Raw genomic sequence first — 25062 nt, forward strand, 5'->3', positions numbered from 1 at the left:
CCGTACAGTCGGCCATGGGCGTGTGGTTGGTGACCGGTGCCGCGCGTATGGTCACGCGAGTGGTTTCCAAGGTGGACGTCGCGGCGGCGGCGGAGCGGTTCGCGGGTGTGATCCCGCCGAGCCCGCTGCAGCGCAACGAACGGCTCTCCCAGCGGTACGACCTGGACGTGTGGCTCAAACGGGAGGACCTGAACGCGGTCCGGTCCTACAAGGGGCGCGGGGCGTTCAACTTCGTCAGCGTGCTCGAATCCGCGGCCACGGCCCGCGGCGTGGTGTGCGCGAGCGCGGGCAACCACGCGCAGGGCGTCGCGTTCGCGTGCGCGTCACTGGGCGTGAAGGCCACCGTGTACCTGCCCCGGACCACGCCTCGGCAGAAGCGCGACCGCGTCGCCACCCTCGGCGGCAGGCACGTGAAGGTCGTGGTCGAGGGCGAGACGTACGACGAGGCGTCGGCCGCGGCGTCGTCCTACGCGAACGCCACGGGGATGACGCTGATCCCTGCGTTCGACGACCCGCGCACCATCGCGGGCCAGGGCACGGTCGTGGCCGAGGTGGTGGCCCAGCTGGGTCGCATGCCCGACACGCTGGTCGTCCCGGTCGGCGGCGGTGGGCTGCTGGCGGGCACCCTCGCGTGGCTGGGCGCCGGTGACCGCGTCATCGGCGCGGAACCGGCGGGCGCGGCGAGCATGGCGTACGCGCTGGCGTCCGGTGGCCCTGTGCCACTGCCGGACCTTGACCCGTTCGTCGACGGCGCCGCGGTCCGCCAGGTCGGCACGCACACGTACGCCGTCGCCGCGGCGCACGAGCCGAGGCTGGTCGCGGTGCCGGAGGGCCAGATCTGCGTGGAGATGCTGGATCTGTACCAGTCGGACGGGATCATCAGCGAGCCGGCGGGTGCGTTGGCGTCGGCTGCTCTCGCGTCGGTGGAGTTGCCCGCGGGGTCGTGCGTGGTGTGCGTCGTGTCGGGCGGTAACAACGACGTGAGCCGGTACGCGGAGATCGTTGAGCGGGCGTTGGTGTTCGAGGGGCGCAAGCACTACTTCCTGGTGGAGTTTCCGCAGGAGCCTGGTGCTTTGCGGCGGTTTCTCGACGATGTGCTGGGGGCGGATGACGACATCACGTTGTTCGAGTACGTCAAGCGGAACAATCGCGAGACTGGGCCTGCTCTTGTGGGGATCGAGCTGGGGGCGCCGGAGAATCTCGCCGCCATGCTGAAGCGGATGGAGGCGGCGCCGCATCGGATCGAGCGGGTGCCGCCGGACAGTCCGTTGTTCACGTTCCTGGTGTGAGGTTGGGGTGCCCTCCGGGCGGGCTTCGCCAGGTCGACGGGAGGGCAGGCCGTCTTTGTGGGCTTTCGCCCGGCTTTGCTTGGGGCTGGGGGCCCGCTTCGCGGGCCGGGCGCGCATCGCCCGGGCCCGTGCTGTGACAGGCGCGTTGCTGGCGTTGAGTGCTGTGAAGCCGCCTTTCGCGGCGTGGGGTCAGCCTCGGGTCAGTCCCTTGTGGAGGGCCGTTGCGAATTCCGCTGGGCGTTCGATGTGGGGGCTGTGGCCTGTGTCGGGGAAGACGATCTCCTCGTAGGTGCCGCCCGCTTTCGCGTAGCGGTCCAGCACCGCGCGGGTCTGGGCGATCATCGGTTGTGGGGGATGGGTTTCCGCACCCGGCCAGCCGGGGATCGCGCCCAGCTGGCCGAGGTGGGCCAGGTCGAACATCGACGTGTCCGACACGATCTGGTCGTCCGCGCCGCGGAGCCACAGGATCGGGGGTTTCGGCGACACGGCGTGCAGGTCGTCGATGCGGAAGTGGTTGGGGGCCATGGAGTTCAGCACCCCGCGTGGGCCCGGTGCCGCGCCCGGCCACACCTCCGACGGGACTGTGTCGCCCGGGTAGTTGTCCTCGCCCGTGCGGGTCGTGAGCATCGACTCGACGAACTCGTCCTCGTCCTCGATCGTGCGCGGGGGTTTCACGTAGAAGGTCCGCATGACCGTTCTGGGGGACATCGGTTCCGCGCCTCGGTCGCCGTCGGCCAGGCGTTGTACGAAGTCCGGGTTCGCGCCGCCCGCGCCCGCACCCGCGCCGTCCGGGGAGATCAGGGTGCCCTCGACGTCCGTGGTGCCGCCGAAGCCGTACGGGGACACCGGGTTCACCAGTGTGAGGGTGCGGACCAGTTCGGGGTGGTCGCGCAGCAGTTGCAGCACCACGCCGCCGCCCATGCTCCAGCCCACGTAGTGCGCGGGGCCCAGGTTCAGCGACAGCACGTCGTCCACGTGGTCGCGCAGGCCTCGGGTCGCGTCGACCGGCAGGGGGTCCGAGCCGCCGAAGCCGCGCAGGTCCACCGCGAGGGGGCGGTAGCCGCTGGGCAGGTCCAGCATCTGCCGCTGCCAGAACAGGCTCGACGACACGTTGCCGTGCACGAACACGACCGGGTCACCCTGGTCGCGGCCCTCGACCGACAGGACCTGTGCCGTGAGGCGCGGCGTGGTGACCCGTGCCGCCGTGATTCCGTCCAACATCTTCGCGTTCTCCTCAGGCAAGCCAGCTCGCGACCTGCGACATCGACGACGTCGCCCAGCCGAGCTGGAGGTGGTTCACGGTCGAGACCAGCGCGGTGCCGCCCACAGTGGACACACCCGTCGTGGACAGAGCGCTCGCGACGAACACGATGCCGTCGCTCGGGCCCCGGGTCTCGTTCCACACGCCGACGATGTTCGCCGCGCCGCCCGCCAGCAGGTACACCGACACCGACGACGGTGTGCCCGCGTTCTGGATCGTCGAGATCAGGGAGCCCGCGTTGATCGCGGCCTGGATGCCGGGGCCCTCGGTGTAGAAGCCCTGGCCGCCGTAGTAGGTCGTGTACCAATCCTGTGCGGACGTGTTCACGCCGAACGTGCCGTCCCACCGCGCCAGCATCTGCCGCTGGCCGGGATAGGCGTCCCAGCCGCCGGTCGGGGTGATCGACAGCTCCGGGTGGTAGGTGTACTGGCCGTAGCACGTCATCCTGGTGTGCGGGGACGGCGCGTTGATGGCGCCGCCGCACTCCGGCCAGATCGAGAAGTCGTGTGCCCAGCCGTGCGCGAACGGGTAGTCGTAGCCGCCGTTCGGGCCGCCCAGCGTGATCAGCTTGCGCACGTCGCCCGCGTAGTTCCGGCCCCACGACGGCTTCACCGACGACACGTACATGCGCGACGACATCATGCCCTTGCTCCACCCGATGACGTCCACCTTGGACACCCCGAGCCGGGACTTGATGACCGCGATCGCGTCGCCGACCTGCTGCGCCTGCTGCCGGTTGTCGCCCTGCTTGTGCGCGAACCCGATGGCGAACACCTTGTAGCCGCGCGAGTCCAGGTACTGCATGAGACCCGTCGACGGGCAGGACGCCGAGCCGCAGCCGAAACCGCCGGACTCGTTCGGGTTCGCCCACGCGCGGTCGGGGTTGTCGTTCGCGCCGTGCACCAGCAGCACCGGCGTGGCCTTCGTGCCCGTCTGCCAGCGTGGCGCGGAGTACAGCAGGAACCGCGACGACGACGGCCGCGCCACGTTCCCGAAGAACGTCCTGCGCTGGCCGTCCTGGTCACCCCGGCCGTCCGGCGGGTACTGCTCGTTGACGAAGCCGGCCGTGGTGTCGCGGTACCGGTCGACCTTGGCCCACCCGTTCGCGACGGACGTGTAGGTCGCCTCCAGCGTCAGGTACGCCGGGTCGGCGGCGGCCGGGGTGACCGGAACCAGGAACGCGAGCGCCAGTAGCGCCACCGCGAGGACGCGTCTCACCATGTCTCCTCAGAACAGTGCGGCGGCCACGGCACGCGCGCCGTCCTCGCCGAGCAGGATCGTGTAGTGGTTGGTGCCGGGCACGGTCGTCACGGCCAGGCCGATCGTGGCCGGGTCGGGGTAGAGCGCCTCCGGCTGGTTGAACATGCCGCGCTCGGCACGCAGGAAGACGGTGTCCGACGCCAGCGCCTCGTACGCTTCGCGCGGGTCGTCGCCCTTGTGCAGGTCGATGAAGTCGGTGCGGACCGCGTCGCCGTTGACCTTGCTGCGCAGCCGTGGCGCCGCGCCGGTGAGGTCGTAGTCCACGTAGGACTCGATGGCGGGGTTCCACTCCGCGAACGACGGGTGCTCCCGCCAGAAGTCGCGGTACTCGGCGACCGAGCCGAACCGCATCTCCAGGCGTGCCACCGCCGGGCCGAGCGCGGTCTCGATGTCCACGCCCTCGGGCAGCGTCAGGGGAGCGCCGCCGTCGACCAGCACGAGCCGGGCCACGCGTGACGGGTAGCGGTGTGCGAGTACCGACGCGACGAAGCCGCCCATCGAGTGCCCGACCACGATCGCCTGCTCGATCCCGAGCCCGTCCAGCACGGCGACGCAGTCAGCGGCGTGCGTGGCCATCCCGTAGGGCCCGGGCAGCGACCCGCTGCCGCCGCGGCCACGCAGGTCGGGTGCGATGACCGGGCCCGCCACGAGCGGCGCGACCATGCCCCACGCCAGGTGGCTGGCCGTGATGCCGTGGATCGCGAGCACGGGCAGCGAGTCCCCGGGCCACCGGCCGACCGCCAGCTCACCTCCGGGCACGGATATCCGGGACACCGCGGGCGTCGCGGGCGTCGCTGTCATGGCACGTACCCTCTCGGCCGCGCACCCGCCGGTCAACGTGGTGGGTCGCCATCCCGTGGTGAACGTACATGTGGCCGCCCCACACGGCCGACCGGCCGAGTATGGATGCGCCAGACGTGGAAGGCCGTCCCGTTGGCGTCGTAGCGTCACCACCCATGACACCTGGGGATCTGACCGGACGACGGGCGCTGGTGACCGGCGCGGCCAGCGGCATCGGGCGGGCGTGCGCGGCACGGCTGGTGGCGGCGGGTGCGAAGGTGGTGGCCGTCGACCGGGACACGGACGCACTGGCCGCGCTCGACCTGGACGTGGAACCGGTGGTCGCCGACCTCGCCGACCTCGACGCGATCGACCGGCTCGACCTGACCGTGGACATCCTGGTCAACAACGCCGGGCTGCAGCACGTCGCGCCGATCGAGGAGTTCCCGCCGGAGCGGTTCTCCTACCTGCTGCGTGTGATGCTGGAGGCGCCGTTCCGGCTGGTACGTGGTGCCTTGCCACACATGTACGAGCGGGGCTGGGGCCGGGTGATCACGATCTCGAGCGTGCACGGGCTCGTCGCGTCGCCCTACAAGTCCGCGTACGTCGCGGCCAAACACGGCGTCGAGGGCCTGTCGAAGGTGATCGCGATGGAGGGCGCCGCGCACGGCGTCACCTCGAACTGCGTGAACCCCGCCTACGTGAGGACCCCGCTGGTCACCGGGCAGATCGCCGCGCAGGCGAAGAGCCTCGGCATCCCGGAGGACCGGGTGGTCGAGGAGGTCATGCTCGAGCCCGCCGCGGTGCGCAGGTTGATCGAACCCGAAGAGGTCGCCGAACTGGTGGCCTACCTGTGCTCGGACGCCGCGTCGGCTATCACCGGAGCGTCGATGAAGATCGACGGTGGATGGACCGCGCACTGAGCATTGTGTAGGAAGTCGACACATCCTGCGCTCACCTTGTGGACCTCCCGGCCATGTTGCTCCGAGCGGCGCAGTCTCTAGGGTCTTCCGGGTGACAGACGCCACACCGTTGTTGCGTACTGAGGGACTCGTTCGCGAGTTCAGCGGCTTCACCGCCGTGAACGGCGTCGACCTGGAGGTCGCCGCGGGAACCGTGCACGCGCTCGTCGGGCCGAACGGCGCGGGCAAGACCACCCTGTTCAACCTGCTCACCGGGTTCCTCAAGCCGACCGGTGGGCGGATCGAGCTGGACGGCCACGACGTGACCGGGTTGCGGCCGGAGCAGATCGCGCAGCGCGGGGTCGCCAGGTCGTTCCAGATCACGAGCCTGTTCGAGGAGTTGACGCTCGTCGAGCACGTCGAGCTGGCACTGCAGGGCCGCGACGGCCGCGGCTACCGCTTCTGGCGTTCCGACAAGGCGTTGCGCCGCTACCGCGCGGAGACCGACGACCTCCTCGAACAGGTCGGGCTCACCGCGCACGCGCACAAACCGGCGGGCAGCCTCGCCTACGGCCAGAAGCGGGCGCTCGAACTGGCGCTGGCGCTCGCGCTGTCGCCTCGGCTGCTGCTGCTCGACGAGCCGACCGCCGGCATGGGCGTGGAGGACGTGGCCCGCACGGTCGAGCTGATCCGGCGCGTGCGTGCGGACCGCACGATCGTGTTGGTGGAGCACAACATGAAGGTCGTCGGCGACCTCACCGACCGCGTCACGGTGCTGCAGTTCGGCAAGGTCCTCGCCGAAGGACCGTACGAGGAAGTCCGCAACGACCCCCGTGTGATCACCGCCTACCTGGGGGAGAACGTTGCTTAGCATCCACGGACTCACCGCAGGCTACGGCGAAGCCCAGGTCCTGCAAGGGGTTTCCCTCGACGTGGGGGAGGGCGAGGTCGTCACCCTCGTCGGTCGCAACGGGGCGGGCAAGACGACGCTCCTGCGCTGCCTCATGGGACTGCACAAACCCACCTCCGGTCACATCGAACTGGACGGCCGCGACATCACCAGGGTGCCCGCGCACAAGCGGTGCGCCCTCGGCCTCGGCTACGTGCCCGACGACCGCGGCATCTACTCGAGCCTCACCGTCGAGGAGAACCTGACGCTGCCGCCGAAGGTCGGGCCGGACGCCTGGTCGCTGGCGCAGGTCTACGACACGTTCCCCGTCCTCGCCGAACGCAGGAAGCAGGCGGGCACGCACCTGTCCGGCGGTGAGCAGCAGATGCTGTCCGTCGCACGGGTACTGCGCATGGGCGCCCGGCTCCTGCTCGCGGACGAGCCGACGGAAGGACTGGCACCGCTGCTGGTGCAACAGATCGGCGAGATCATCCGCACGGTCAAGGCACACGGTGTGACCGTGCTGCTGATCGAGCAGAACATCCACTTCGCGGCCACTGTGGCCGACCGTCATCACCTCATCGCGCAGGGCCGCGTCGTCGAGTCGCTCGACAACGCGGAGGTAGCGCGACGCGAGCACGAGCTGCTCGAGTACCTCGGCATCTGAACAAAGGAGAAGTGTCAATGGCGACCAGGCTCAAGGCGGCGGCGACGGTGGTCGCGGTCGGTGCGATGGTCGCCGCCTGCGGCGGCGGCCCGCAGAGCGGCGGCGGCAAGATCAGCGGGGACGCGATCAAGCTCGGCGTCATCACCGACCTGTCCGGCGTCTACTCCGAACTGGCCGGGGAGAACGCCGCCGAGGCGGTGCGGATGGCGGTGGACGACTTCAAGGCGCGGCACTCCGACGACGCCGTGACCCAGAACATCGAGGTCAGCCAGGCCGACCACCAGAACAAGCCGGAGATCGCGAACACCGCGGCCCGCGAGATGTACGACCGGGACGGCGTCGACGCGATCTTCGACGTGCCCACGTCGTCGGCCGCGCTCGCGATCGCCACGGTCGCGGGGCAGCAGAAGAAGATGTACTTCAACATCGGTGCCGCCACCACCGAGCTGACCGGCGCGCAGTGCAACGCCTACACGTACCACTACGCGTACGACACCTACATGCTGGCGCACGGCACCGGCACGACGGTGACCGAGCAGGGCGCGAAGAACTGGTACATCATCTACCCGGACTACGCGTTCGGGCAGGACATGAACAAGAGCTTCACCGAGGCCATCGAGGGCGCTGGCGGCAAGGTCGGCGTCGCGGACCCGACCCCGTTCCCCAACGACAACTTCTCGACGTTCATGACGAAGGCGCCCGGCCTCAATCCGAAGCCGGACGTGCTCGGCGTCATGCAGGCAGGCGGTGACCTCGTCAACGTCGTCAAGCAGTACAACGAGTTCGGCCTCAAGGACAAGGGCGTCGGCCTCGCGGTGGGCCTGATGTTCGACACCGACATCGCGTCGATCGGCGTGGAGTCGCTCGCCGGCACGCTGTACACGACGGCGTGGTTCTGGAACATGGACGCCAAGAGCCGCGAGTGGGCGGACAAGTTCAAGGAGCGCACCGGCAAGCGGCCGACGTTCGACCACGCCGCGAACTACTCGGCCGCCACGCAGTACCTGGAGGCCGTGCAGCGCGCGGGCACCGACGACGCGGACGCCGTGCGCGAGGAGCTGGACGGGACCGAGTTCGAGGACTTCTTCGCCCGCAACGGCAAGTTCCGCGCCGAGGACCACCGCGTCGTGCACGACTCCTACCTCGTGAAGGTGAAGGAGCCGGACCAGGTGAAGGAGGACTTCGACTTCACCGAGATGGTCAAGACGATCCCCGCGGACGAGGCGTTCCGCGAGCCGACCGGCTGCGACATGGGCTGACCACATGGGCACTGAACTCGTCCAGCAGCTGTTCAACGGCCTCGTCAGCGGCAGCTTCTACGCGTTGCTCGCGCTCGGCCTGTCGGTGATCTTCGGCATGCTCGGCGTGGTCAACTTCGCGCACGGCGCGTTCTACATGCTCGGCGCGATCGGCGCGTTCGTGCTGCTGGACACCGTCGGGCTGTCGTGGTGGCTCGCGCTGCTCGTGGTGCCGGTCGTGCTCGGGCTCGTCGGCATGGTCCTCGAACGGCTGCTGGTCGCCAGGCTGGTGCGGCTCGACCCGCTGTACAACTTCCTGCTGACGTTCGGCATCGCGCTGATCCTGCAGGACGTGGTGCGGCTGCGGTACGGCGTGCAGTCGCAGCCGTACTCGCGGCCGGAGCTGCTGGACGGGTCCGTGAACCTCGGGTTGTTCGACTACCCGAAGTACCAGGTGTTCGTGCTCGTGTTCTCGATCGTGGTGTCGGTGCTGGTGTGGCTGGTGCTGACGAAGACGCGGGTCGGCGTGATCGTGCGGGCGTCGACCGAGCGGCCGGAGCTGACCAGGGCACTGGGCATCGACGTGCGCAGGTGGGTCACCCCGGTCTTCGGGTTCGGCATCGCGCTGGCCGGGCTCGCCGGGGTGCTCGCCGCGCCGATGCGGGCGGTGAACTCCGGCATGGGCGCCGACCTCATCATCGTGATCTTCGCGGTGGTGGTCATCGGCGGGCTGGGCTCGGTGTTCGGGTCGGTCGCCGCCGGCTACCTGGTCGGCATGCTGTCGGCGGTCGGCAACCTGTACATCCCGGCGTTCTCCCAGAGCCTCGTGTTCGTGCTGATGGCGTTGGTGCTGCTGCTGCGACCGGCGGGGTTGTTCGGTCGCGAGGAAGGCGTGCGCGCATGATCATCTCCAGGTTGGCGGCGGGGCGTTCGCCGGTGGTGCGCCTGGCCCTCCTCGTGGTCGGGCTGGTGCTGGCGTTCGGGCTGCCGTGGATGATCTACCCGCCGGTGGCGCTGGACATCGCCGCGTGGGCCCTGTTCGCGGTGGCGCTGGACCTGCTGCTGGGCTACACGGGGTTGTTGTCGTTCGGCCACGCGGCGTTCTGGGGCTCGTCGGCGTACGCGACGGGCATCATCGCGATCGAGACCGGGCTGCCGTTCTACGTCGCGGTGCTCGGCGGTGCGGTCGTGGCCGCGTTGATCGCGGTGCCGATCGCGCTGCTCTCCGTACGCCGCACGGGAATCTACTTCGCGATGGTGACGCTGGCGTTCGCGCAGCTGATCTACTTCGTCGCGAACCAGTGGCGCTCGGTCACCGGCGGGGAGAACGGTCTGCAGGGCATTCCCCGCGAGGCGTTCGGGTGGGACCTGGCCGATTCCTTCTACTTCTACTACGCGGCACTGCCGTTGCTGCTCGTCGGCCTGTTCGTGGCCTGGCGGGTGGTGTACTCACCGTTCGGCCGGGTGATGGTGGCGATCAGGGAGAACCCGGCGCGTGCCCGTGCTCTTGGTTACCCGGTGAACCGGTACAAGGTGCAGGTGTTCGTGATCTCCGCGTTCCTGGCGGGGATCGCGGGTGGTGTGTACGCGATCGGGCACGGGTTCGCGTCGCTGCAGGAGGTGTACTGGACGACGTCCGGCAAGGTCGTCGTGATGAACATCCTCGGCGGCATGGGCACGCTGTGGGGTCCCGTGCTCGGCGCGGGCATCATCGTGGTGCTGGAGGACTACCTGGCGACCGCGGGCATCGACGCGATCGGCGTGGTCACGGGCGCCATCTTCGTGATCACCGTGCTGGTGTTCCGGCGAGGCATCTGGGGCACGGCGCGGCACCTCCTCCGGTCCCGCAGGCGTCAGCCACCGGACCCGGACCCCAGCCCGACGCCCGAGAAGCCGAAGACCACCACGAGCCCGGGCCGGTGACTGTGGCTCCGTTCTACGTCACCGGCTGACGGCGCACGATCACCCTCTGCAGCGCGATGAACGCCAGCAGGAGCACACCGATCACGATCTTGGTCCACCACGACGACAACGTGCCCTCGAACGAGATCAGCGTCTGCACGGTCCCGAGCACGAGCACCCCGAACACCGACCCCACGACATACCCGACCCCACCCGCTAGCAACGTCCCGCCCACGACCACGGCGGCGATCGCGTCCAGTTCCAGGCCCACCGCGTGCAGGCTGTAGCCCGACAGCATGTAGAAGCTGAACAACAGCCCACCCAGCGCCGAGCAGAACCCGCTGATCACGTACACGCCGACCTTGACCCGCCCCGTGCGCAACCCCATGAGCGTCGCCGAGGACTCGCTGCCGCCCACCGCGTACACGGTCCTGCCGAAGCGGGTCAGGTGCAGCACGTACGCGGCCGCCGCCACCACGACCAGCGCGATCACCACGCTGTAGGTGATCGACACCTCGCCCATGGGGATGGACGCCGTCGCGATGTCGTAGAACCGCGCTTCCTTGATGGAGATCGACTCGACGCTGATCACGAAGCACAGGCCGCGGGCCAGGAACATGCCCGCGAGTGTCGCGATGAACGGCTGCACACCGAACCGGTGGATCATCACGCCCATGCCGAGACCCAGCAGGGCGCCGGTGGCCAGCACGACGATGACCACCAGCCACGCGGGCCACCCGGCGCGCAGCGTGGCGGCCGCGATCATCGTCGACAAGGCCACGACGGAACCCACCGACAGGTCGATGCCGCCGGTCAGGATCACGAACGTCATCCCGACGGCCACCACGATCAGGTGCGCGTTGTCGATGAACAGGTTCGCGACCACCTGCCCCGACGCGAACCCCTCGTAGCGGATCGAGCCCGCGCCGAAGGTCAGCACGAACACCACGAACGTCGCGATCACCGGCAGGAACCGGGACGGCACCCGCGTGGTGACCGGCACGCGTTGCCGGGCAGGCGGAGCGAGCGGGGGCGCGGTCATGCGGCACCTGCCTTCTGGGGGACCGGGACGCGGATCACGAGCTTCGGCGCCTGGAGCAGGCACACCACGATCACGACCGCCGCCTTGAACACGAGCGTCGTCTCCGGTGGCACGCCGATCGTGTACACGGTCGTGGTGAGCGTCTGGATCACGAGCGCGCCGACCAGCGTGCCGGTCAGCGAGTACCGGCCGCCCGCCAGCGACGTGCCGCCGATGACCACGGCGAGGATCGCGTCCATCTCGATCCACAGCCCGGCGTTGTTGGCGTCGGCCGCGTTCACGTTCGACGCGATCATCAGCCCCGCGACGCACGAGCACAGCGCCGAGAAGACGTAGACGGTCCAGATGATCGTGCGGGACCGCACTCCGGCGAGCCTGCTGGCCTCCGGGTTCACGCCGACCGCCTCGATCAGCATGCCGAGCGCGGTCCGCCTGGTCATCAGCGCCACCCCGGCGAGCGCGGCGAGGCTGATGAGGATCGCGACCGGCAGCACCAGGAAACCGGCGCCGACCTGGCGGAACACGTCGTTGTTGACGGTGACGATCTGGCCTTCGGTCATGAGCATCGCCATGCCGCGGCCCGCGGTCATCAGCACGAGCGTCGCGATGATCGGCTGGATGCCGATGACCGAGACCAGGAAACCGTTCCACAGCCCCAGCACCGCGCACAGCCCGAGCGCGAGCGCCATCCCGCCGACCGCGTCACCGGTCGACGCGATGTGCGTGCACGTCACCGCGCCCGCGATCGCCGCGACCGCGCCGACGGACAGGTCGATGCCCCGCGTCGCGATCACCAGCGTCATGCCGAGCGCGATCAGCAGGGTCGGCGCGCCGTTGCGGAGGATGTCGACGAGGCTGCCGTACAGGTGCCCGTCCTGGAACCGCAACGCGAAGAACGACGGCGTGAACACGAGGTTCAGCAGCAACAGCGCCGCCAGCGCGATCAGCGGCCACAGCAGACTCTTCCTCACGCGGGCACCACCTTCTCGGCCTCGGCCGCGATGAGCGTGAGCACGTCGTCCACGGTGACCTCGGCGCCGGTCAGCTCACCGATCTTCTGCCGGTCCCGCAGCACGACCACCCGGTCGGACACCCGGACCACCTCCTCCAGTTCGGCGGAGATGAACACCACCGCCATGCCCTCGGCCGCGAGGTCGGCGACCACCTTCTGGATCTGGGCCTTCGCACCGACATCGATGCCGCGCGTCGGCTCGTCGAGGATCAGCAGCTTCGGCCGCGTCACCAGCCACCGCGCCAGCAGCACCTTCTGCTGGTTGCCGCCCGACAGCGTGCCGACGATCGCGTCCGCGTTGGCGGGGCGGATGTCCAGCGCCTCGACGTACTTGTCGACCAGCTCGTCGGCCACGCGGCGGGACACCTGCCGCGCCCACCCGCGGGCCGCCTGCATGGCCAGGATCAGGTTGTCGCGCACGGTCAGGTCCGCGACCAGGCCCTCCGCCTTGCGGTCCTCGGACGTGAACGCGATGCCCTGGGCGATCGCCGACCGGGGGCCACGCAACTTCAACGGTTTCCCGTCGAAGTACACCTGACCCGAGTCGGCCCGGTCCGCGCCGAACAGCAGCCGTGCCAGCTCGGTGCGGCCCGACCCGAGCAGCCCGGCCACACCGACGACCTCGCCGTGGTGCAGCTCCAGGTCGAACGGCGCGATCGACCCGGTGCGGCCGAGGTGCTCGGCACGCAACAGGGGAGTGGCGGACGGGACCCGGCGCTCGCTGCGCCGCTCCACCTCGTCGAGCACGGTCAGGTCGCGGCCGATCATGGCGCGCACCAGCTCGAGCCTGCCGACCTCGGCCGTCGCGTACTCGCCGACGACCGTCCCGTTGCGCAGCACCGTCATCCGGTCCGCGATCTCGTAGACCTGGTCGAGGAAGTGCGACACGAACAGGATCGCCACGCCCTCGTCCCGCAGCACCCGCACGATCCGGAACAGCTCCGCGACCTCACCCGCGTCCAGGCTGGACGTCGGCTCGTCGAGGATCAGCACCCGCGCGTCCACGGCGACCGCGCGCGCGATCGCCACGAGCTGCTGCACCGCGATCGGGTGCGACCCGAGCGCCGAGCCCGGGTCGATGTGCAAACCGATGCGGGACAACAACTCCCTGGCCTTCGCCCGCATGGCACGGCCGTCGATCGCACCGAACCGGCGCGGCTCCCGGCCCAGCAGGATGTTCTCCGCGACCGAGAGGTTCACGCACAGGTTCACCTCCTGGTACACGGTGCTGATCCCGGCGTCCTGTGCCTGCGCGGGCCCGTGGAAGGACACCGGGACGCCGGCGAGACGGATCTCGCCGGCGTCGATGGCGTGCACCCCCGTGAGCGCCTTGATGAGGGTCGACTTCCCGGCCCCGTTCTCGCCGAGGAGCGCGTGCACCTCGCCGGGCAGGAGCCGGAAGTCGACCTCGTCCAGGGCTTTCACCCCGGGAAAGGTGACGGTGATGCCGTGCAGTTCAACCAGTGCTGACATGGCCTCAGTACTTGCGGTCCGGCAGCGCGGCCTTGGCCTGCTCCTGCGTGAACGTCGTCTCCTCGGTGACCACGCGCTGCGGCACCTCCTCGCCCGCGACGACCTTCTCCGCCAGGTCCATCAGCTGCGGTCCGAGCAGCGGGTTGCACTCGACGATGAAGTTGATCTCGCCGTTCGCGAGCGCGGTCATGCCGTCCTTCACCGCGTCCACGGTGATGATCTTGATGTCGGTGCCGGGCTTCTTGCCCGCCGCCTTGATCGCCTCGATGGCGCCGAGGCCCATGTCGTCGTTGTGTGCGTAGACGACGTCGATGTCGGGCTGCGACTTGAGGAACGCCTCCATCACCTGCTTGCCGCCGGATCGGGTGAAGTCACCGGTCTGCGAGGCGACCACCTTGATGTCCGGGCGCGCCTTGATCTCGGCCTCGAAGCCCTCCTTGCGGTCGATCGCGGGCGCCGCACCGGTGGTGCCCTGCAACTCGACCACGTTCACCGGCCCGGTGGTGTTCTCCACCAGCCACTTGCCCGCCTTCTTGCCCTCCTCGATGAAGTCCGACCCGAGGAAGGTCTTGTAGAGCGAGGTGTCCTCCGAGTCGATGGCGCGGTCGGTGAGGATCACCGGGATCTTCGCCCGCTTCGCCTCCAGCAGGACGGTGTCCCACCCGGTCTCCACCACCGGGCTGAAGGCGATCACGTCCACCTTCTGCTGGATGTAGGACCGGATCGCCTTGATCTGGTTCTCCTGCTTCTGCTGCGCGTCGGAGAACTTCAGCTCGATCCCGGCCGACTTGGCCGACTCCTGGATCGACTTCGTGTTCGCCGTCCGCCACCCGCTCTCCGCGCCGACCTGGGCGAACCCCATGGTGATCGTGCCGTCGTTGCCGCCGCCCGCACCGCTGCCGCCGCTGCCGCACGCGGCCATCGCCGCCAGCAGGACCGCGGTCAGCGCGGTCGTGATCGTCTTGCGCACTGCACTTCCTCCGTTGGACCGTGCGTGACCCGTGTCACTGGGCCACTAGAGTGAACGCTCACAGTCCGGACGTCAAGATGCTGTCCACAAGAAGTTGTCTTTGTTGACGATGGCGTGGAAACCGTCTTATGTTAACGCTCACTTTGTAGGGAGCCGCTCATGCGCAGAACCCGGCCGCTGCTGGCGGCCCTACTCGTCACGTCCACGATCGTCGCCCTGCCCGGCGCGGGACAGGCGGCCGAGATCGACTACCGCGTCACCGTCGACACCGCCGCGACGGGACCGGAGATCTCCGACCACATGTACGGCGTGTTCTTCGAGGACATCAACCGCGCGGCCGACGGCGGGCTGTACGCGGAGCTGGTGCAGAACCGGTCGTTCGAGTACGACCGTGCCGACAACAACGCCTACACACCGCTCACCGGGTGGGCGCCGCGGAGTGGAAACCCGCAGGTCGTCGAGGACGCGGGCCGCCTGAACGAACGCAACCGCCGCTACCTGACGCTGCCCCTGCCGGGTGGGATCATCAACTCCGGCTACAACTCCGGGATCCACGTGGAGAAGGGGAAGCGGTACGACTTCTCCGTCTGGGCACGCACCGACCAGACGTCGACACCGCTGACCGTGTCGCTCACCGACCCGGCCGGGGCCGCGCTCGCCGATCCGTTGCGGCTCACCATCCGCGGCGTGACCTGGACCAGGTACACCGGCACGTTCACCGCGCGGACCGCGAGCATCACCGGCCGCCTGCTGGTGTCCGGTGGGGGAGCGGGCACCCTCGCACTGGACATGGTGTCGCTGTTCCCGCGTGACACCTACAAGAACCGCCCGAACGGCATGCGCCGCGACCTCGCCGAGAAGATCGCCGCGCTGAACCCGGGCTTCGTGCGGTTCCCGGGCGGCTGCCTCGTCAACACCGGCAGCCACTACGGCTACGAGGCGCCGAACTTCGAGCGCCGCCGCTCCTACCAGTGGAAGGACACGATCGGGCCGGTCGAGACCCGCGCCACGAACGCGAACTTCTGGGGCTACAACCAGTCCTACGGCCTCGGCTACTACGAGTACTTCCAGTTCTCGGAGGACATCGGCGCGATGCCGTTGCCGGTCGTACCCGCGCTGGTCACCGGCTGCGGCCAGAACCAGGCGACCGACGATCCCGCGCTGCTGGCCCGGCACATCCAGGACACGCTCGACCTGATCGAGTTCGCGAACGGGCCCGCCGACTCCGAGTGGGGCCGAGTGCGCGCGAGGATGGGACACCCGGAGCCGTTCGGGCTCACCCACCTCGCGGTCGGCAACGAGGAGAACCTGCCGGACGCCTTCTTCGCCCGGTTCACGCGGTTCCGGGACGCGATCGCGGCGCGGTACCCCGACATCACGGTGATCAGCAACTCCGGTCCGGACGACACCGGCGCCACCTTCAACCGCCTGTGGCAGCTCAACAGGGACGCCGACGTGGCCATGGTGGACGAGCACTACTACAACAGCCCGACCTGGTTCCTGCAGAACAACAACCGGTACGACTCCTACGACCGGCAGGGCCCGAAGGTGTTCCTGGGGGAGTACGCGTCGCAGGACAACCGGTTCTACAACGCCCTGTCCGAGGCCGCCTACATGACCGGGCTGGAACGCAACGCCGACGTCGTGCGGCTCGCGTCCTACGCACCGCTGCTCGCCAACGAGGACTACGTGCAGTGGCGGCCGGACATGATCTGGTTCGACAACCGCTCGTCGTGGGGCTCGGCGAGCTACGAGACGCAGCGGCTGTTCATGAACAACGTCGGTGACCACGTCGTGCCCAGCACGGCGACCGGGACACCGTCGCAGGAGGACCTGCCGATCACCGGTGCGGTCGGACTGTCCACGTGGGGCACGTCCGCGTCCTACGACGACGTCCGCGTGACCTCGCCCGACGGCACGCAGTTGTTCGCCGACGACTTCTCCTCAGGCGACGGCGACTGGACCAACATCGCCGGGCGCGGCACGTGGGCCGTGACGAAAGGCGCGTACGTGCAGTCGGACGCCGCGGCCGAGAACACCATGGTCATGGCGGGTGATCCCGCGTGGCAGAACTACGACCTGAACGTCAGGGCCACCAAGCTGTCCGGCCGCGAAGGGTTCCTGGTCGCGTTCGGCGTCAAGGACTCCGGCAACTTCTACTGGTGGAACCTGGGTGGCTGGAACAACACCCAGTCGGCGGTCGAGAAGGCCGAGGGCGGCGGCAAGTCCACGCTCATCTCCGACGGCACGACCGTCGAGACCGGACGGACCTACGACCTGCGTGTCTCGGTCCGCGGCCGCACCGTGTCGCTGTTCCTCGACGGGCGGAAGTGGGGCGAGTTCACCGACAGCCAGAAGGTCGAGCCGTTCCGGCAGGTCGTCACCCGCGACGCGGCGACCGGTGAGCTGATCGTCAAGGTCGTCAACGCGCAGGCGAACGCGGCCCGCACGACGGTCGACCTGAGGGGCGCGGACGTCGAGCGCGGCGCACTGGTGACCACGTTGCGGGGCGACCCGGACGACGTGAACACCCAGCACACGACGCCGATCGCGCCGCGGGAGTCGCGGATGGACGTCGCGAGCACCTTCACGCACACGTTCCCGCCGTACTCGGTGACGTTCGTCCGCATCAAGGTCAGGAGCAGCTGATGGGCATCGACCGGAGAACCCTGTTCAAGGCCGGTGGCGTGGTGGCCGCGGCGGGTGCCCTGCCCACCGCCGTGCCCGGCGCGGCGGCCGCCGCGCCCTCGGCACCCGGCCTGACCACCCGCAACCCGCTCGTCGAGCAACGCGCCGATCCCTTCGTCACCAGGCCCGTCGACGGCATGTACTACCTGACGGGGTCCGTGCCGGAGTACGACCGGGTGGTCGTGCGGGGTGCGCCGACGCTCGACGGGCTGGCGACCGCCCGTGAGCGCACGATCTGGCGGCGGCCGGCGTCCGGGCCGATGGGTGGCTACATCTGGGCACCGGAGCTGCACCGCATCGGCGACCGCTGGTACGTGTACTTCGCGGCGGGCGACTCGGACGACCCGTTCCGCATCCGCACGTACGTGCTCGAGTCGCCCAACGCCGACCCGCGCGCGTCCGGGTGGTTGCCGCCGAAGCGGATGGTGACGGGCTGGGAGTCGTTCACGCTCGACGCCACCACGTTCGAGCACCGGGGGAAGCGGTACTTCCTGTGGGCGCAGAGCGAGCCGGGCATCGCGACCAACAGCAACCTGTACATCGCGGAGATGGCGTCGCCGACGTCGCTCGCGACGGCACCGGTGCGGATCGCGGTGCCCACGCTGAGCTGGGAGGTCCAGGGGTTCCGCGTCAACGAGGGGCCCGCCGTGCTGATCCGCCACGGGCGCGTGTTCGTCACGTTCTCGGCGTCCGCGACCGACGCCCGGTACTGCATGGGCCTGCTGACCGCGGACGAGAACGCGAACCTGCTCGACGCGCGGTCGTGGACCAAGTCGCCCAACCCGGTCTTCGCCACCAACGCGGAGACCGGGCGGTTCGGGCCCGGCCACAACTCGTTCACGGTCCAGGGCGACACCGACGTGCTCGTCTACCACGCCCGGGACTACCGCGACATCACCGGCGACCCGCTGTTCGACCCGAACCGGCACACACGGGTGCAGAAGCTGTACTGGAACGAAGACGGGACGCCCGCGTTCGGGGTCCCCGTCGGCGCGGGCGAGCGGGCCGTCCAGCTGTCTCCGTACGACGCGCGGGAGCTGGTCGTGCGGCACGCCGAGTTCCGGTTGCGGGTCGAGGGCAACGTGCGGGAGGTGGCCGACTCGTGGTTCCGGTTCACCTCCGGGCACCTCGGTGCGAGCACGGTGTCGGTGCGGTCCGTGAACTATCCGGACCGTTATGTCACGGCCGGTGACGGTGTGCTGCGGATCGAGCCGTACGCCGACACGGACGACTACGGGCGGGCGACGAGCTTCGTGAAGGTCCCTGGTCTGGCGGACCCGTCGGGCGTGTCGCTGCGGTTGCTCGACGACCCGGGCGCGTACGTGGCGCACGACAACGGGCGCCTCGTGGTGGCCCGGCCGGGCGGAGGACGCGCCGAACGGGCGCGTGCGACGTTCGTCGGGCGGTGACGGTGGGACACTGTGACCGGGACCTGTGACGATGTGAGGGTGAGGTAGCGAGTGGACAACCCGGCGAAGGTGTCGCGCGATCCCGCGATGACGGACGTGGCCCGCCTCGCCGGGGTCTCGCACCAGACCGTGTCGCGGGTGCTGAACGGGCATCCGAACGTGCGGGAGCAGACGCGGCTGCGGGTGCGTGCCGCGATCGCGCAGCTGGGCTACCGGCCGAACAAGGCGGCGCGGGCGCTGGTCACGGGCCGGTCGCAGTTGATCGGGATCATCGCGCAGAACTCGTCGCTGTACGGGCCCGCGTCGCTGCTGGGGGCGTTCGAGCTGGCGGCGGCCGAGGCGGGGTTCTCGGTGAGCCTGCGGCGGGTGAAGGTGCTTGACCGTTCGTCGATCGCCGCCGCCGTCGAGCACCACCGGGACTCGCGGGTGGCGGGGATCGTGGCCATCGCGCCCACCGCCTCGGCCAACGAGGCACTCGCCGACGTGCCTGCCGGGGTGCCCTTGGTGACCGTCGACGGGGATCCGGCTCGGGCCACGCCGTTGGTGACCGTCGACCAGGAGGCCGGGGCTTTCCTCGCTACCCGGCATCTGCTCGACGCCGGGCACTCGACGGTGTGGCACGTGTCGGGGCCGCCGGACTGGTTCGACAGTGCCGGGCGGGTGCGGGGGTGGACGCGGGCCCTGGAGTCGGCCGGGGCGGAGGTGCCGCCGTTGGTGGCCGCCGACTGGAGTGCCGCTGCCGGGTATCGGGCTGGGCAGATGCTGGCGCGGATGCCTGAGGTGACCGCCGTGTTCGCGGCCAACGATCACCTGGCGTTGGGGTTGTTGCGGGCCATGCACGAGCGGGGACGGGTCGTGCCTCGGGACGTGTCGGTGGTGGGGTTCGATGACGTGCCTGAGGCTGCTTACTTCATTCCGCCGTTGACGACTGTTCGGCCGGATTTCGATGCTGTGGCTCGGGAGACGTTGAATCTGTTGCTCGCGCAGGTTGACGAGGGGGAGGTCAGCGAGTCTCACCGGACTGTCGCGCCTGCGTTGGTGTCCCGGGACAGCGTGGCGGCGCCTGGGTGACGTTCTTGCCCTCTGGGGGGCCTCGCCGGACGGTGGCCTGCGCCCGGCTTGCGCGCCCTAGACCGCGCGAAGCGGGGTTGAGTGTCCCGAAAGCGGCTATCAGGGCGTTGGTCCCGGTCGCCGGGTGTCCAAGCTGGTTGTGCGCGTTCACCTGATTGTGCGTGTTATCTGCTGTGAGTCCCTTGACGCAGTGAATGTTAGCGATAACAATCCTCCGCATGGCTGGCGATCGCGAGGACGCGCTTGTGGTGGGTGTTGACTTCGGCACCTTGTCTGGGAGGGCGGTCGTCGTGCGGGTTCGCGACGGGGCCGAGTTGGGGACCGCCGTGCACGAGTTTCGGCATGGGGTGCTCGACCGGGCGTTGCCGGACGGGACCGCTCTACCGCCCGACTGGGCACTTCAGGTGCCCCGCGACTACGTCGACGTGCTGCGGACCGCCGTGCCCGCCGCTGTCAAGGACGCCGGGGTCGACCCCGCTGCCGTGATCGGGATCGGGACCGACTTCACCGCCTGCACCATGATCCCGACCACCGAGGATGGGACGCCGCTCTGCGAGCTGCCCGAGTTCGCGGGTAATCCGCACGCCTACGTCAAGCTGTGGAAGCACCACGCCGCCCAGCCGCAGGCCGACCGCATCAACCGGCTCGCCGCCGCGCGCAAGGAGACCTGGCTTTCCCGTTACGGCGGGCTGATCTCGTCGGAGTGGGAGTTCGCCAAGGGGCTCCAGCTCCTTGAGGAAGCCCCCGACGTCTACGCCGCCATGGCGCACTGGGTCGAGGCCGCCGACTGGATCGTCTGGCAGTTGACCGGAACCTACGTCCGCAACGCCTGCACCGCCGGGTACAAGGGGATCCGGCAGGACCGTGCCTACCCGTCCGAGGAGTACCTGCGTGAGCTGAACCCCGAGTTCGGGGGCTTCGTGCGGGACAAGCTCGACCACCCGATCGGCAACCTCGGCGACCGGGCCGGGAGCCTCTCCAAGCTCGCCGCCTACTGGACCGGTCTGCCCGAGGGCATCGCCGTCGCGGTCGGGAACGTCGACGCGCACGTCACCGCGCCCGCTGCCCGGGCCGTCGAGCCGGGGCGGCTCGTGGCGATCATGGGGACCTCCACGTGTCACGTCATGAACGGGGCCGAACTCCGTGAGGTGCCCGGCATGTGCGGGGTCGTCGACGGCGGGATCGTGCCGGGGCTCTGGGGGTACGAGGCCGGGCAGAGCGGGGTCGGGGACATCTTCGGCTGGTTCGTCGACAACCAGGTGCCGCGCGCCTACCACGAAGCCGCTGCCGCGCAAGGGAAAAACCTCCACGAGTACCTGACCGAGCTGGCGGCGCGACAGAAACCGGGGGAGCACGGGCTCATCGCGCTCGACTGGCACAGCGGGAACCGGTCGGTGCTGGTCGACCACGAGCTGTCCGGGGTGGTGCTCGGGCAGACCCTCGCCACCCGGCCGGAGGACATCTACCGGGCGCTCATGGAGGCCACCGCGTTCGGGACGCGGGTGATCGTCGAGGCGTTCGTCGAGGCCGGGGTGCCCGTCACCGAACTGGTCGTCGCGGGTGGGTTGTTGCGGAACGAGCTGCTCATGCAGATCTACGCCGACGTGACCAACCTGCCGCTCTCGACGATCGGGTCCGCGCAAGGGCCGGCGCTCGGGTCGGCCATGCACGCGGCCGTCGCCGCCGGTGCCTACGACGACATCCGGGCCGCCGCCGACGCCATGGGTTCGGTGGACGCCGCGGTGTACCGGCCGGTGCCGGAGCACGCCGCCGTGTACGAGCAGCTCTACATGGAGTACGCCGACCTGCACGACCACTTCGGGCGTGGCGGCAACGACGTCATGCACCGGTTGCGAGCCCTGCGGCGCGCGGCGGTGGCCGACCGATGACGCGGATCTCCCAGCTTCGCGAGGAAGTCGCCGATCTGCACCGGGAGCTGACGCGCTACGAGCTGGTCATCTGGACGGCCGGCAACGTCTCCGCGCGCGTACCGGGCGAGGACCTCATGGTCATCAAGCCGTCCGGTGTCTCCTACGACGACCTCGGCGCCGACACCATGGTCGTCACCGACCTGCACGGGAACCTCGTCGAGGGCGACCTGGCACCGTCGTCGGACACCGCCGCCCACGCGTACGTGTACCGGCACATGCCGGAGGTGGGCGGGGTGGTGCACACGCATTCGCCGTACGCCACCGCGTGGGCCGCGCGTGGCGAGCCGATTCCGTGTGTGCTCACGATGATCGCCGACGAGTTCGGGGGCGAGATCCCCGTCGGGCCGTTCGCGTTGATCGGGGACGACTCGATCGGGCGGGGCATCGTGGAAACGTTGCGGGACAGCCGGTCGCCTGCCGTGCTCATGCGCAACCACGGACCCTTCACGGTCGGCGCGAGCGCCCGCGCCGCCGTGAAGGCCGCCGTGATGCTCGAGGACGTCGCCCGCACCGTCCACTTCGCACGTCAGCTCGGCACGCCGGACACCATCGACCAGCACCACGTGGACCGGCTCTACGCCCGGTACCAGAACGTCTACGGGCAATAACCCGGGCAAGGAGTCACCACATGTCGTCTGCCGCCAAGCCACAGGTCTGGTTCCTCACCGGCAGCCAGCACCTCTACGGCGCGGAGACCCTCGAACAGGTCGCGAGCCAGTCACAGCAGATCCAGCGCATGCTCACCGACTCGGGCGCCATCGGCGCCGAGATCGTGTGGCAGCCGGTGCTGACCGACTCTGCCGCGATCCGCGACCTGCTGCTGGCGGCCAACACCGACCCCGCCTGCGTCGGCGTGATCGCGTGGATGCACACGTTCTCACCGGCCAAGATGTGGATCACCGGGCTGGACGTGCTGCGGAAACCGCTGCTGCACCTGCACACCCAGCTCAACGAGGCGCTGCCGTGGGCGTCCATCGACATGGACTTCATGAACCTCAACCAGGCCGCGCACGGCGACCGCGAGTTCGGCTACATCCAGACCCGCATCGGGGTGGCCCGCAAGACCGTCGCCGGGCACGCGACCGACCCCGTGCTGGCCGCCCGCGTCGACGAGTGGGCGCGTGCCGCGACCGGTCTCGCGCACCTGAGATCGCTGCGGCTCGCCCGGTTCGGGGACAACATGCGGGACGTCGCCGTCACCGAGGGCGACAAGGTCGAGGCGGAGCTGCGGTTCGGCGTGTCGGTCAACACCTACGGGGTGAACGACCTCGTCACCGTCGTCGACGCGGTCACCGACGCCGAGACCGACCTGCTCGTCGCCGACTACGCCGACGCCTACCGGCTCGCCCCGGAACTCGCGAAGGGCGGCGAGCGGCACGACTCGCTCCGGTACGCCGCCCGTATCGAGGCCGGGCTGCGGACCTTCCTGACCGACGGCGGGTTCGGCGCGTTCACCACGAACTTCCAGGACCTCGGCGGGTTGCGGCAGCTGCCAGGGCTCGCCGTACAGCGGCTCATGGCCGACGGCTACGGCTTCGGCGGCGAGGGCGACTGGAAGACCTCCGCGCTGCTCGCCGCCGTCAAGGCCATGGGGGCAGGCGGGACCTCGTTCATGGAGGACTACACCTACCACTTCGGGCCGGGCACCCCGAAGATCCTCGGCGCCCACATGCTGGAGGTGTGCCCGTCGATCGCGGCGGACACGCCGTCCTGCGAGATCCACCCGCTCGGCATCGGCGACCGCGAGGACCCGGTGCGGCTCGTGTTCGACGCCGCGCCAGGACCGGCGGTCGTGGTCGGGCTCGCGGACGTCGGCGACCGGTTCCGCCTGGTGGCCAACGAGATCGAGGTCGTGCCGCCGGACGAGCCGCTGCCGAACCTGCCCGTCGCGCGGGCCGTGTGGCAGCCCGCGCCGTCGCTGCAGACCTCCGCCGAGTGCTGGCTCACCGCGGGCGGCCCGCACCACACCGTGCTCACGAGCGCTGTCGGCTCCGGCGTGCTGCGGGACTTCGCCCGCATGGCCGACACCGAGCTGGTGCTCATCGACGACGACACCACGACCGACGCGTTCGCCGACCGGCTGCGCTGGAACCAGGCCTACCACCGCCTCGCACACGGCCTGCGCTAGAGAGATAGGGAGAAACAATGAGGTTTCCACGGCTCGCGGCAGGCCTTGCCCTGGCTTCGGCCCTGGTCCTGAGCGCCTGCGGTTCGTCGGAGAAGACCGTCGACCAGGAACCGCGGTCCGCTGAGGGCGCGCTCGTCGGCGTCACCATGCCGACCCGGTCGTCGGAACGCTGGATCCACGACGGCGACAACATCAAGAAGGCCCTGGAGGAGATGGGGTACGAGGTCGACCTCCAGTACGCGGAGAACGACATCCCCACCCAGGCCAACCAGATCGAGAACCAGATCACCAAGGGTGCTCGGGTGCTGATCGTCGCGTCCATCGACGGCACCGCGCTCACCTCGCAGCTGCAGCTGGCCGCGGACAACAAGATCCCCGTGATCTCCTACGACCGGCTCATCCGCAACAGCCCGAACGTCGACTACTACGCCTCGTTCGACAACTTCAAGGTCGGCGTGCAGCAGGCCACGTCGCTGCTCACCGGGCTGAAGGTGCTCAACGCGGACGGCAGCCCGGGCACCGCCAAGGGCCCGCTGAACATCGAGCTGTTCGCCGGTTCGCCGGACGACAACAACGCCACCTTCTTCTTCGACGGCGCCATGTCCGTGCTGCAGGAGCACATCGACAAGGGCACCCTCGTCGTGAAGAGCGGCCAGACCGACTTCAAGACCATCGCGATCCTGCGCTGGGACCCGGCGACCGCGCAGCGGCGCATGGAGGACCTCATCACCTCCACCTACGGCAACGCGCGGGTCGACGGCGTGCTGTCCCCGTACGACGGCCTGTCGATCGGCATCCTGTCGGCGCTCAAGAGCGGCGGCTACGGCACCGCGGGCCAGCCGTACCCGATCGTGACGGGCCAGGACGCCGAGGTCGCGTCGGTGAAGTCCATCATCGCGGGTGAGCAGTACTCCACCATCCACAAGGACACCCGTGAGCTGGCGAAGGTGGCCGTGGCGATGGCCGACTCCGTGCTCAAGGGCGAGAAGCCCGAGGTCAACAACACGAAGGACTACGACAACGGGGAGAAGGTCGTCCCCGCGTACCTGCTCGAACCGGTGATCGTCGACAAGACGAACTACGAGAAGGAACTGATCGGCACCGGCTACTACACAGAAGACCAGCTGAGGTAGTCCCGTGTCGGATGACA

At 69.5% G+C, this 25062-nt stretch carries 21 protein-coding genes; 14 read left to right on the top strand and 7 right to left on the bottom strand.

The window, feature by feature from the left end; genetic code table 11:
* Positions 1-47 precede the first annotated feature (47 nt).
* Positions 48-1289 (top strand): threonine ammonia-lyase IlvA, encoded by a 1242-nt coding sequence (gene ilvA, locus ACIBVP_RS02855; protein ID WP_396104915.1) that lies wholly within the window; start codon positions 48-50, stop codon positions 1287-1289.
* Positions 1290-1478: 189 nt separating this feature from the next.
* On the opposite strand, the gene ACIBVP_RS02860 is transcribed toward ilvA, so the two are convergent.
* From ACIBVP_RS02860 to ACIBVP_RS02870, 3 genes are read right to left on the bottom strand one after another with little or no spacing between them, the layout of a single operon-like run.
* Complete coding sequence (locus ACIBVP_RS02860; protein ID WP_396104239.1) at positions 1479-2510, bottom strand: alpha/beta fold hydrolase; 1032 nt, start codon at positions 2508-2510, stop codon at positions 1479-1481.
* A 13-nt stretch (positions 2511-2523) separates the two neighbouring features.
* Positions 2524-3771 carry an esterase/lipase family protein gene (locus tag ACIBVP_RS02865; protein WP_396104240.1) on the bottom strand — a complete coding sequence of 416 codons (1248 nt, stop codon included), beginning with the start codon at positions 3769-3771 and terminating at the stop codon, positions 2524-2526.
* Positions 3772-3777: 6 nt separating this feature from the next.
* On the bottom strand, positions 3778-4611 hold the full coding sequence (locus ACIBVP_RS02870; RefSeq protein ID WP_396104241.1) for an alpha/beta hydrolase: 834 nt from the start codon (positions 4609-4611) through the stop codon (positions 3778-3780).
* 155 nt (positions 4612-4766) lie between these two features.
* On the opposite strand from ACIBVP_RS02870, the gene ACIBVP_RS02875 reads away from it, so the two are divergent.
* From ACIBVP_RS02875 to ACIBVP_RS02900, 6 genes are all read left to right on the top strand, one after another.
* The gene (locus ACIBVP_RS02875) at positions 4767-5513 is read left to right on the top strand and encodes a 3-hydroxybutyrate dehydrogenase (protein WP_396104242.1); all 747 of its coding nucleotides are present in this window, start codon (positions 4767-4769) and stop codon (positions 5511-5513) included.
* 91 nt (positions 5514-5604) lie between these two features.
* Positions 5605-6363: an ABC transporter ATP-binding protein gene (locus ACIBVP_RS02880; RefSeq protein WP_396104243.1), complete on the top strand. Its 759-nt coding sequence runs from the start codon at positions 5605-5607 to the stop codon at positions 6361-6363.
* Positions 6356-7048, top strand: a complete 693-nt coding sequence (locus ACIBVP_RS02885; protein WP_396104244.1) for an ABC transporter ATP-binding protein — start codon at positions 6356-6358, stop codon at positions 7046-7048. The genes ACIBVP_RS02880 and ACIBVP_RS02885 overlap by 8 nt, the downstream gene beginning before the upstream one ends.
* Before the next feature lie 17 nt (positions 7049-7065).
* Positions 7066-8307 carry an ABC transporter substrate-binding protein gene (locus ACIBVP_RS02890; RefSeq protein ID WP_396104245.1) on the top strand — a complete coding sequence of 414 codons (1242 nt, stop codon included), beginning with the start codon at positions 7066-7068 and terminating at the stop codon, positions 8305-8307.
* A 4-nt stretch (positions 8308-8311) separates the two neighbouring features.
* Complete coding sequence (locus ACIBVP_RS02895; RefSeq protein ID WP_396104246.1) at positions 8312-9190, top strand: branched-chain amino acid ABC transporter permease; 879 nt, start codon at positions 8312-8314, stop codon at positions 9188-9190.
* Positions 9187-10209 carry a branched-chain amino acid ABC transporter permease gene (locus ACIBVP_RS02900; RefSeq protein WP_396104247.1) on the top strand — a complete coding sequence of 341 codons (1023 nt, stop codon included), beginning with the start codon at positions 9187-9189 and terminating at the stop codon, positions 10207-10209. Before ACIBVP_RS02895 ends, ACIBVP_RS02900 begins: the two co-directional genes overlap by 4 nt.
* A gap of 13 nt (positions 10210-10222) precedes the next feature.
* On the opposite strand, the gene yjfF is transcribed toward ACIBVP_RS02900, so the two are convergent.
* Genes yjfF through ACIBVP_RS02920 form a run of 4 tightly spaced genes read right to left on the bottom strand, consistent with a single transcriptional unit; the run spans position 10223 to position 14637 of the window.
* A complete protein-coding gene (gene yjfF / locus ACIBVP_RS02905; protein ID WP_396104248.1) occupies positions 10223-11230 on the bottom strand; it encodes a galactofuranose ABC transporter, permease protein YjfF in 1008 nt (335 codons plus the stop codon).
* The gene (locus ACIBVP_RS02910) at positions 11227-12201 is read right to left on the bottom strand and encodes an ABC transporter permease (protein ID WP_396104249.1); all 975 of its coding nucleotides are present in this window, start codon (positions 12199-12201) and stop codon (positions 11227-11229) included. The genes yjfF and ACIBVP_RS02910 overlap by 4 nt, the downstream gene beginning before the upstream one ends.
* Entirely contained in the window at positions 12198-13715 is a 1518-nt protein-coding gene (locus tag ACIBVP_RS02915) for a sugar ABC transporter ATP-binding protein (RefSeq protein ID WP_396104250.1), read from the bottom strand. The genes ACIBVP_RS02910 and ACIBVP_RS02915 overlap by 4 nt, the downstream gene beginning before the upstream one ends.
* A gap of 4 nt (positions 13716-13719) precedes the next feature.
* On the bottom strand, positions 13720-14637 hold the full coding sequence (locus tag ACIBVP_RS02920) for an ABC transporter substrate-binding protein (RefSeq protein ID WP_396104916.1): 918 nt from the start codon (positions 14635-14637) through the stop codon (positions 13720-13722).
* 207 nt (positions 14638-14844) lie between these two features.
* On the opposite strand from ACIBVP_RS02920, the gene ACIBVP_RS02925 reads away from it, so the two are divergent.
* From ACIBVP_RS02925 to chvE, 7 genes are all read left to right on the top strand, one after another.
* The gene (locus ACIBVP_RS02925) at positions 14845-17334 is read left to right on the top strand and encodes an alpha-L-arabinofuranosidase C-terminal domain-containing protein (protein WP_396104251.1); all 2490 of its coding nucleotides are present in this window, start codon (positions 14845-14847) and stop codon (positions 17332-17334) included.
* On the top strand, positions 17334-18782 hold the full coding sequence (locus ACIBVP_RS02930; protein WP_396104252.1) for a family 43 glycosylhydrolase: 1449 nt from the start codon (positions 17334-17336) through the stop codon (positions 18780-18782). The genes ACIBVP_RS02925 and ACIBVP_RS02930 overlap by 1 nt, the downstream gene beginning before the upstream one ends.
* A gap of 87 nt (positions 18783-18869) precedes the next feature.
* A complete protein-coding gene (locus tag ACIBVP_RS02935; RefSeq protein ID WP_396104917.1) occupies positions 18870-19853 on the top strand; it encodes a LacI family DNA-binding transcriptional regulator in 984 nt (327 codons plus the stop codon).
* Positions 19854-20071: 218 nt separating this feature from the next.
* The gene (araB, locus tag ACIBVP_RS02940) at positions 20072-21742 is read left to right on the top strand and encodes a ribulokinase (protein WP_396104253.1); all 1671 of its coding nucleotides are present in this window, start codon (positions 20072-20074) and stop codon (positions 21740-21742) included.
* Positions 21739-22392: an L-ribulose-5-phosphate 4-epimerase gene (locus ACIBVP_RS02945; RefSeq protein ID WP_396104254.1), complete on the top strand. Its 654-nt coding sequence runs from the start codon at positions 21739-21741 to the stop codon at positions 22390-22392. The genes araB and ACIBVP_RS02945 overlap by 4 nt, the downstream gene beginning before the upstream one ends.
* A gap of 20 nt (positions 22393-22412) precedes the next feature.
* Positions 22413-23912 carry an L-arabinose isomerase gene (gene araA, locus ACIBVP_RS02950; RefSeq protein WP_396104255.1) on the top strand — a complete coding sequence of 500 codons (1500 nt, stop codon included), beginning with the start codon at positions 22413-22415 and terminating at the stop codon, positions 23910-23912.
* 17 nt (positions 23913-23929) lie between these two features.
* Complete coding sequence (gene chvE, locus ACIBVP_RS02955; protein WP_396104256.1) at positions 23930-25045, top strand: multiple monosaccharide ABC transporter substrate-binding protein; 1116 nt, start codon at positions 23930-23932, stop codon at positions 25043-25045.
* The last annotated feature ends 17 nt before the right edge of the window (positions 25046-25062 follow it).

The sequence above is a fragment of the Actinophytocola sp. NPDC049390 genome (assembly GCF_044466355.1).
In the GTDB taxonomy this organism is placed as follows: Bacteria; Actinomycetota; Actinomycetes; order Mycobacteriales; family Pseudonocardiaceae; genus Actinophytocola.

What these genes read in the sequence shown, in the direction of transcription:
- ACIBVP_RS02915 (WP_396104250.1), bottom strand. Translation starts at nt 13,715, where the DNA reads ATGTCAGCACTGGTTGAACTGCACGGCATCACCGTCACCTTTCCCGGG.
- ACIBVP_RS02865 (WP_396104240.1), bottom strand. Translation starts at nt 3,771, where the DNA reads ATGGTGAGACGCGTCCTCGCGGTGGCGCTACTGGCGCTCGCGTTCCTG.
- ACIBVP_RS02945 (WP_396104254.1), top strand. Translation starts at nt 21,739, where the DNA reads ATGACGCGGATCTCCCAGCTTCGCGAGGAAGTCGCCGATCTGCACCGG.
- chvE (WP_396104256.1), top strand. Translation starts at nt 23,930, where the DNA reads ATGAGGTTTCCACGGCTCGCGGCAGGCCTTGCCCTGGCTTCGGCCCTG.
- ACIBVP_RS02900 (WP_396104247.1), top strand. Translation starts at nt 9,187, where the DNA reads ATGATCATCTCCAGGTTGGCGGCGGGGCGTTCGCCGGTGGTGCGCCTG.
- ACIBVP_RS02920 (WP_396104916.1), bottom strand. Translation starts at nt 14,637, where the DNA reads ATGGCCGCGTGCGGCAGCGGCGGCAGCGGTGCGGGCGGCGGCAACGAC.
- ACIBVP_RS02870 (WP_396104241.1), bottom strand. Translation starts at nt 4,611, where the DNA reads ATGACAGCGACGCCCGCGACGCCCGCGGTGTCCCGGATATCCGTGCCC.
- ACIBVP_RS02860 (WP_396104239.1), bottom strand. Translation starts at nt 2,510, where the DNA reads ATGTTGGACGGAATCACGGCGGCACGGGTCACCACGCCGCGCCTCACG.
- ACIBVP_RS02890 (WP_396104245.1), top strand. Translation starts at nt 7,066, where the DNA reads ATGGCGACCAGGCTCAAGGCGGCGGCGACGGTGGTCGCGGTCGGTGCG.
- yjfF (WP_396104248.1), bottom strand. Translation starts at nt 11,230, where the DNA reads ATGACCGCGCCCCCGCTCGCTCCGCCTGCCCGGCAACGCGTGCCGGTC.
- ACIBVP_RS02875 (WP_396104242.1), top strand. Translation starts at nt 4,767, where the DNA reads ATGACACCTGGGGATCTGACCGGACGACGGGCGCTGGTGACCGGCGCG.
- ilvA (WP_396104915.1), top strand. Translation starts at nt 48, where the DNA reads ATGGTCACGCGAGTGGTTTCCAAGGTGGACGTCGCGGCGGCGGCGGAG.
- araA (WP_396104255.1), top strand. Translation starts at nt 22,413, where the DNA reads ATGTCGTCTGCCGCCAAGCCACAGGTCTGGTTCCTCACCGGCAGCCAG.
- araB (WP_396104253.1), top strand. Translation starts at nt 20,072, where the DNA reads ATGGCTGGCGATCGCGAGGACGCGCTTGTGGTGGGTGTTGACTTCGGC.
- ACIBVP_RS02895 (WP_396104246.1), top strand. Translation starts at nt 8,312, where the DNA reads ATGGGCACTGAACTCGTCCAGCAGCTGTTCAACGGCCTCGTCAGCGGC.
- ACIBVP_RS02935 (WP_396104917.1), top strand. Translation starts at nt 18,870, where the DNA reads ATGACGGACGTGGCCCGCCTCGCCGGGGTCTCGCACCAGACCGTGTCG.
- ACIBVP_RS02930 (WP_396104252.1), top strand. Translation starts at nt 17,334, where the DNA reads ATGGGCATCGACCGGAGAACCCTGTTCAAGGCCGGTGGCGTGGTGGCC.
- ACIBVP_RS02925 (WP_396104251.1), top strand. Translation starts at nt 14,845, where the DNA reads ATGCGCAGAACCCGGCCGCTGCTGGCGGCCCTACTCGTCACGTCCACG.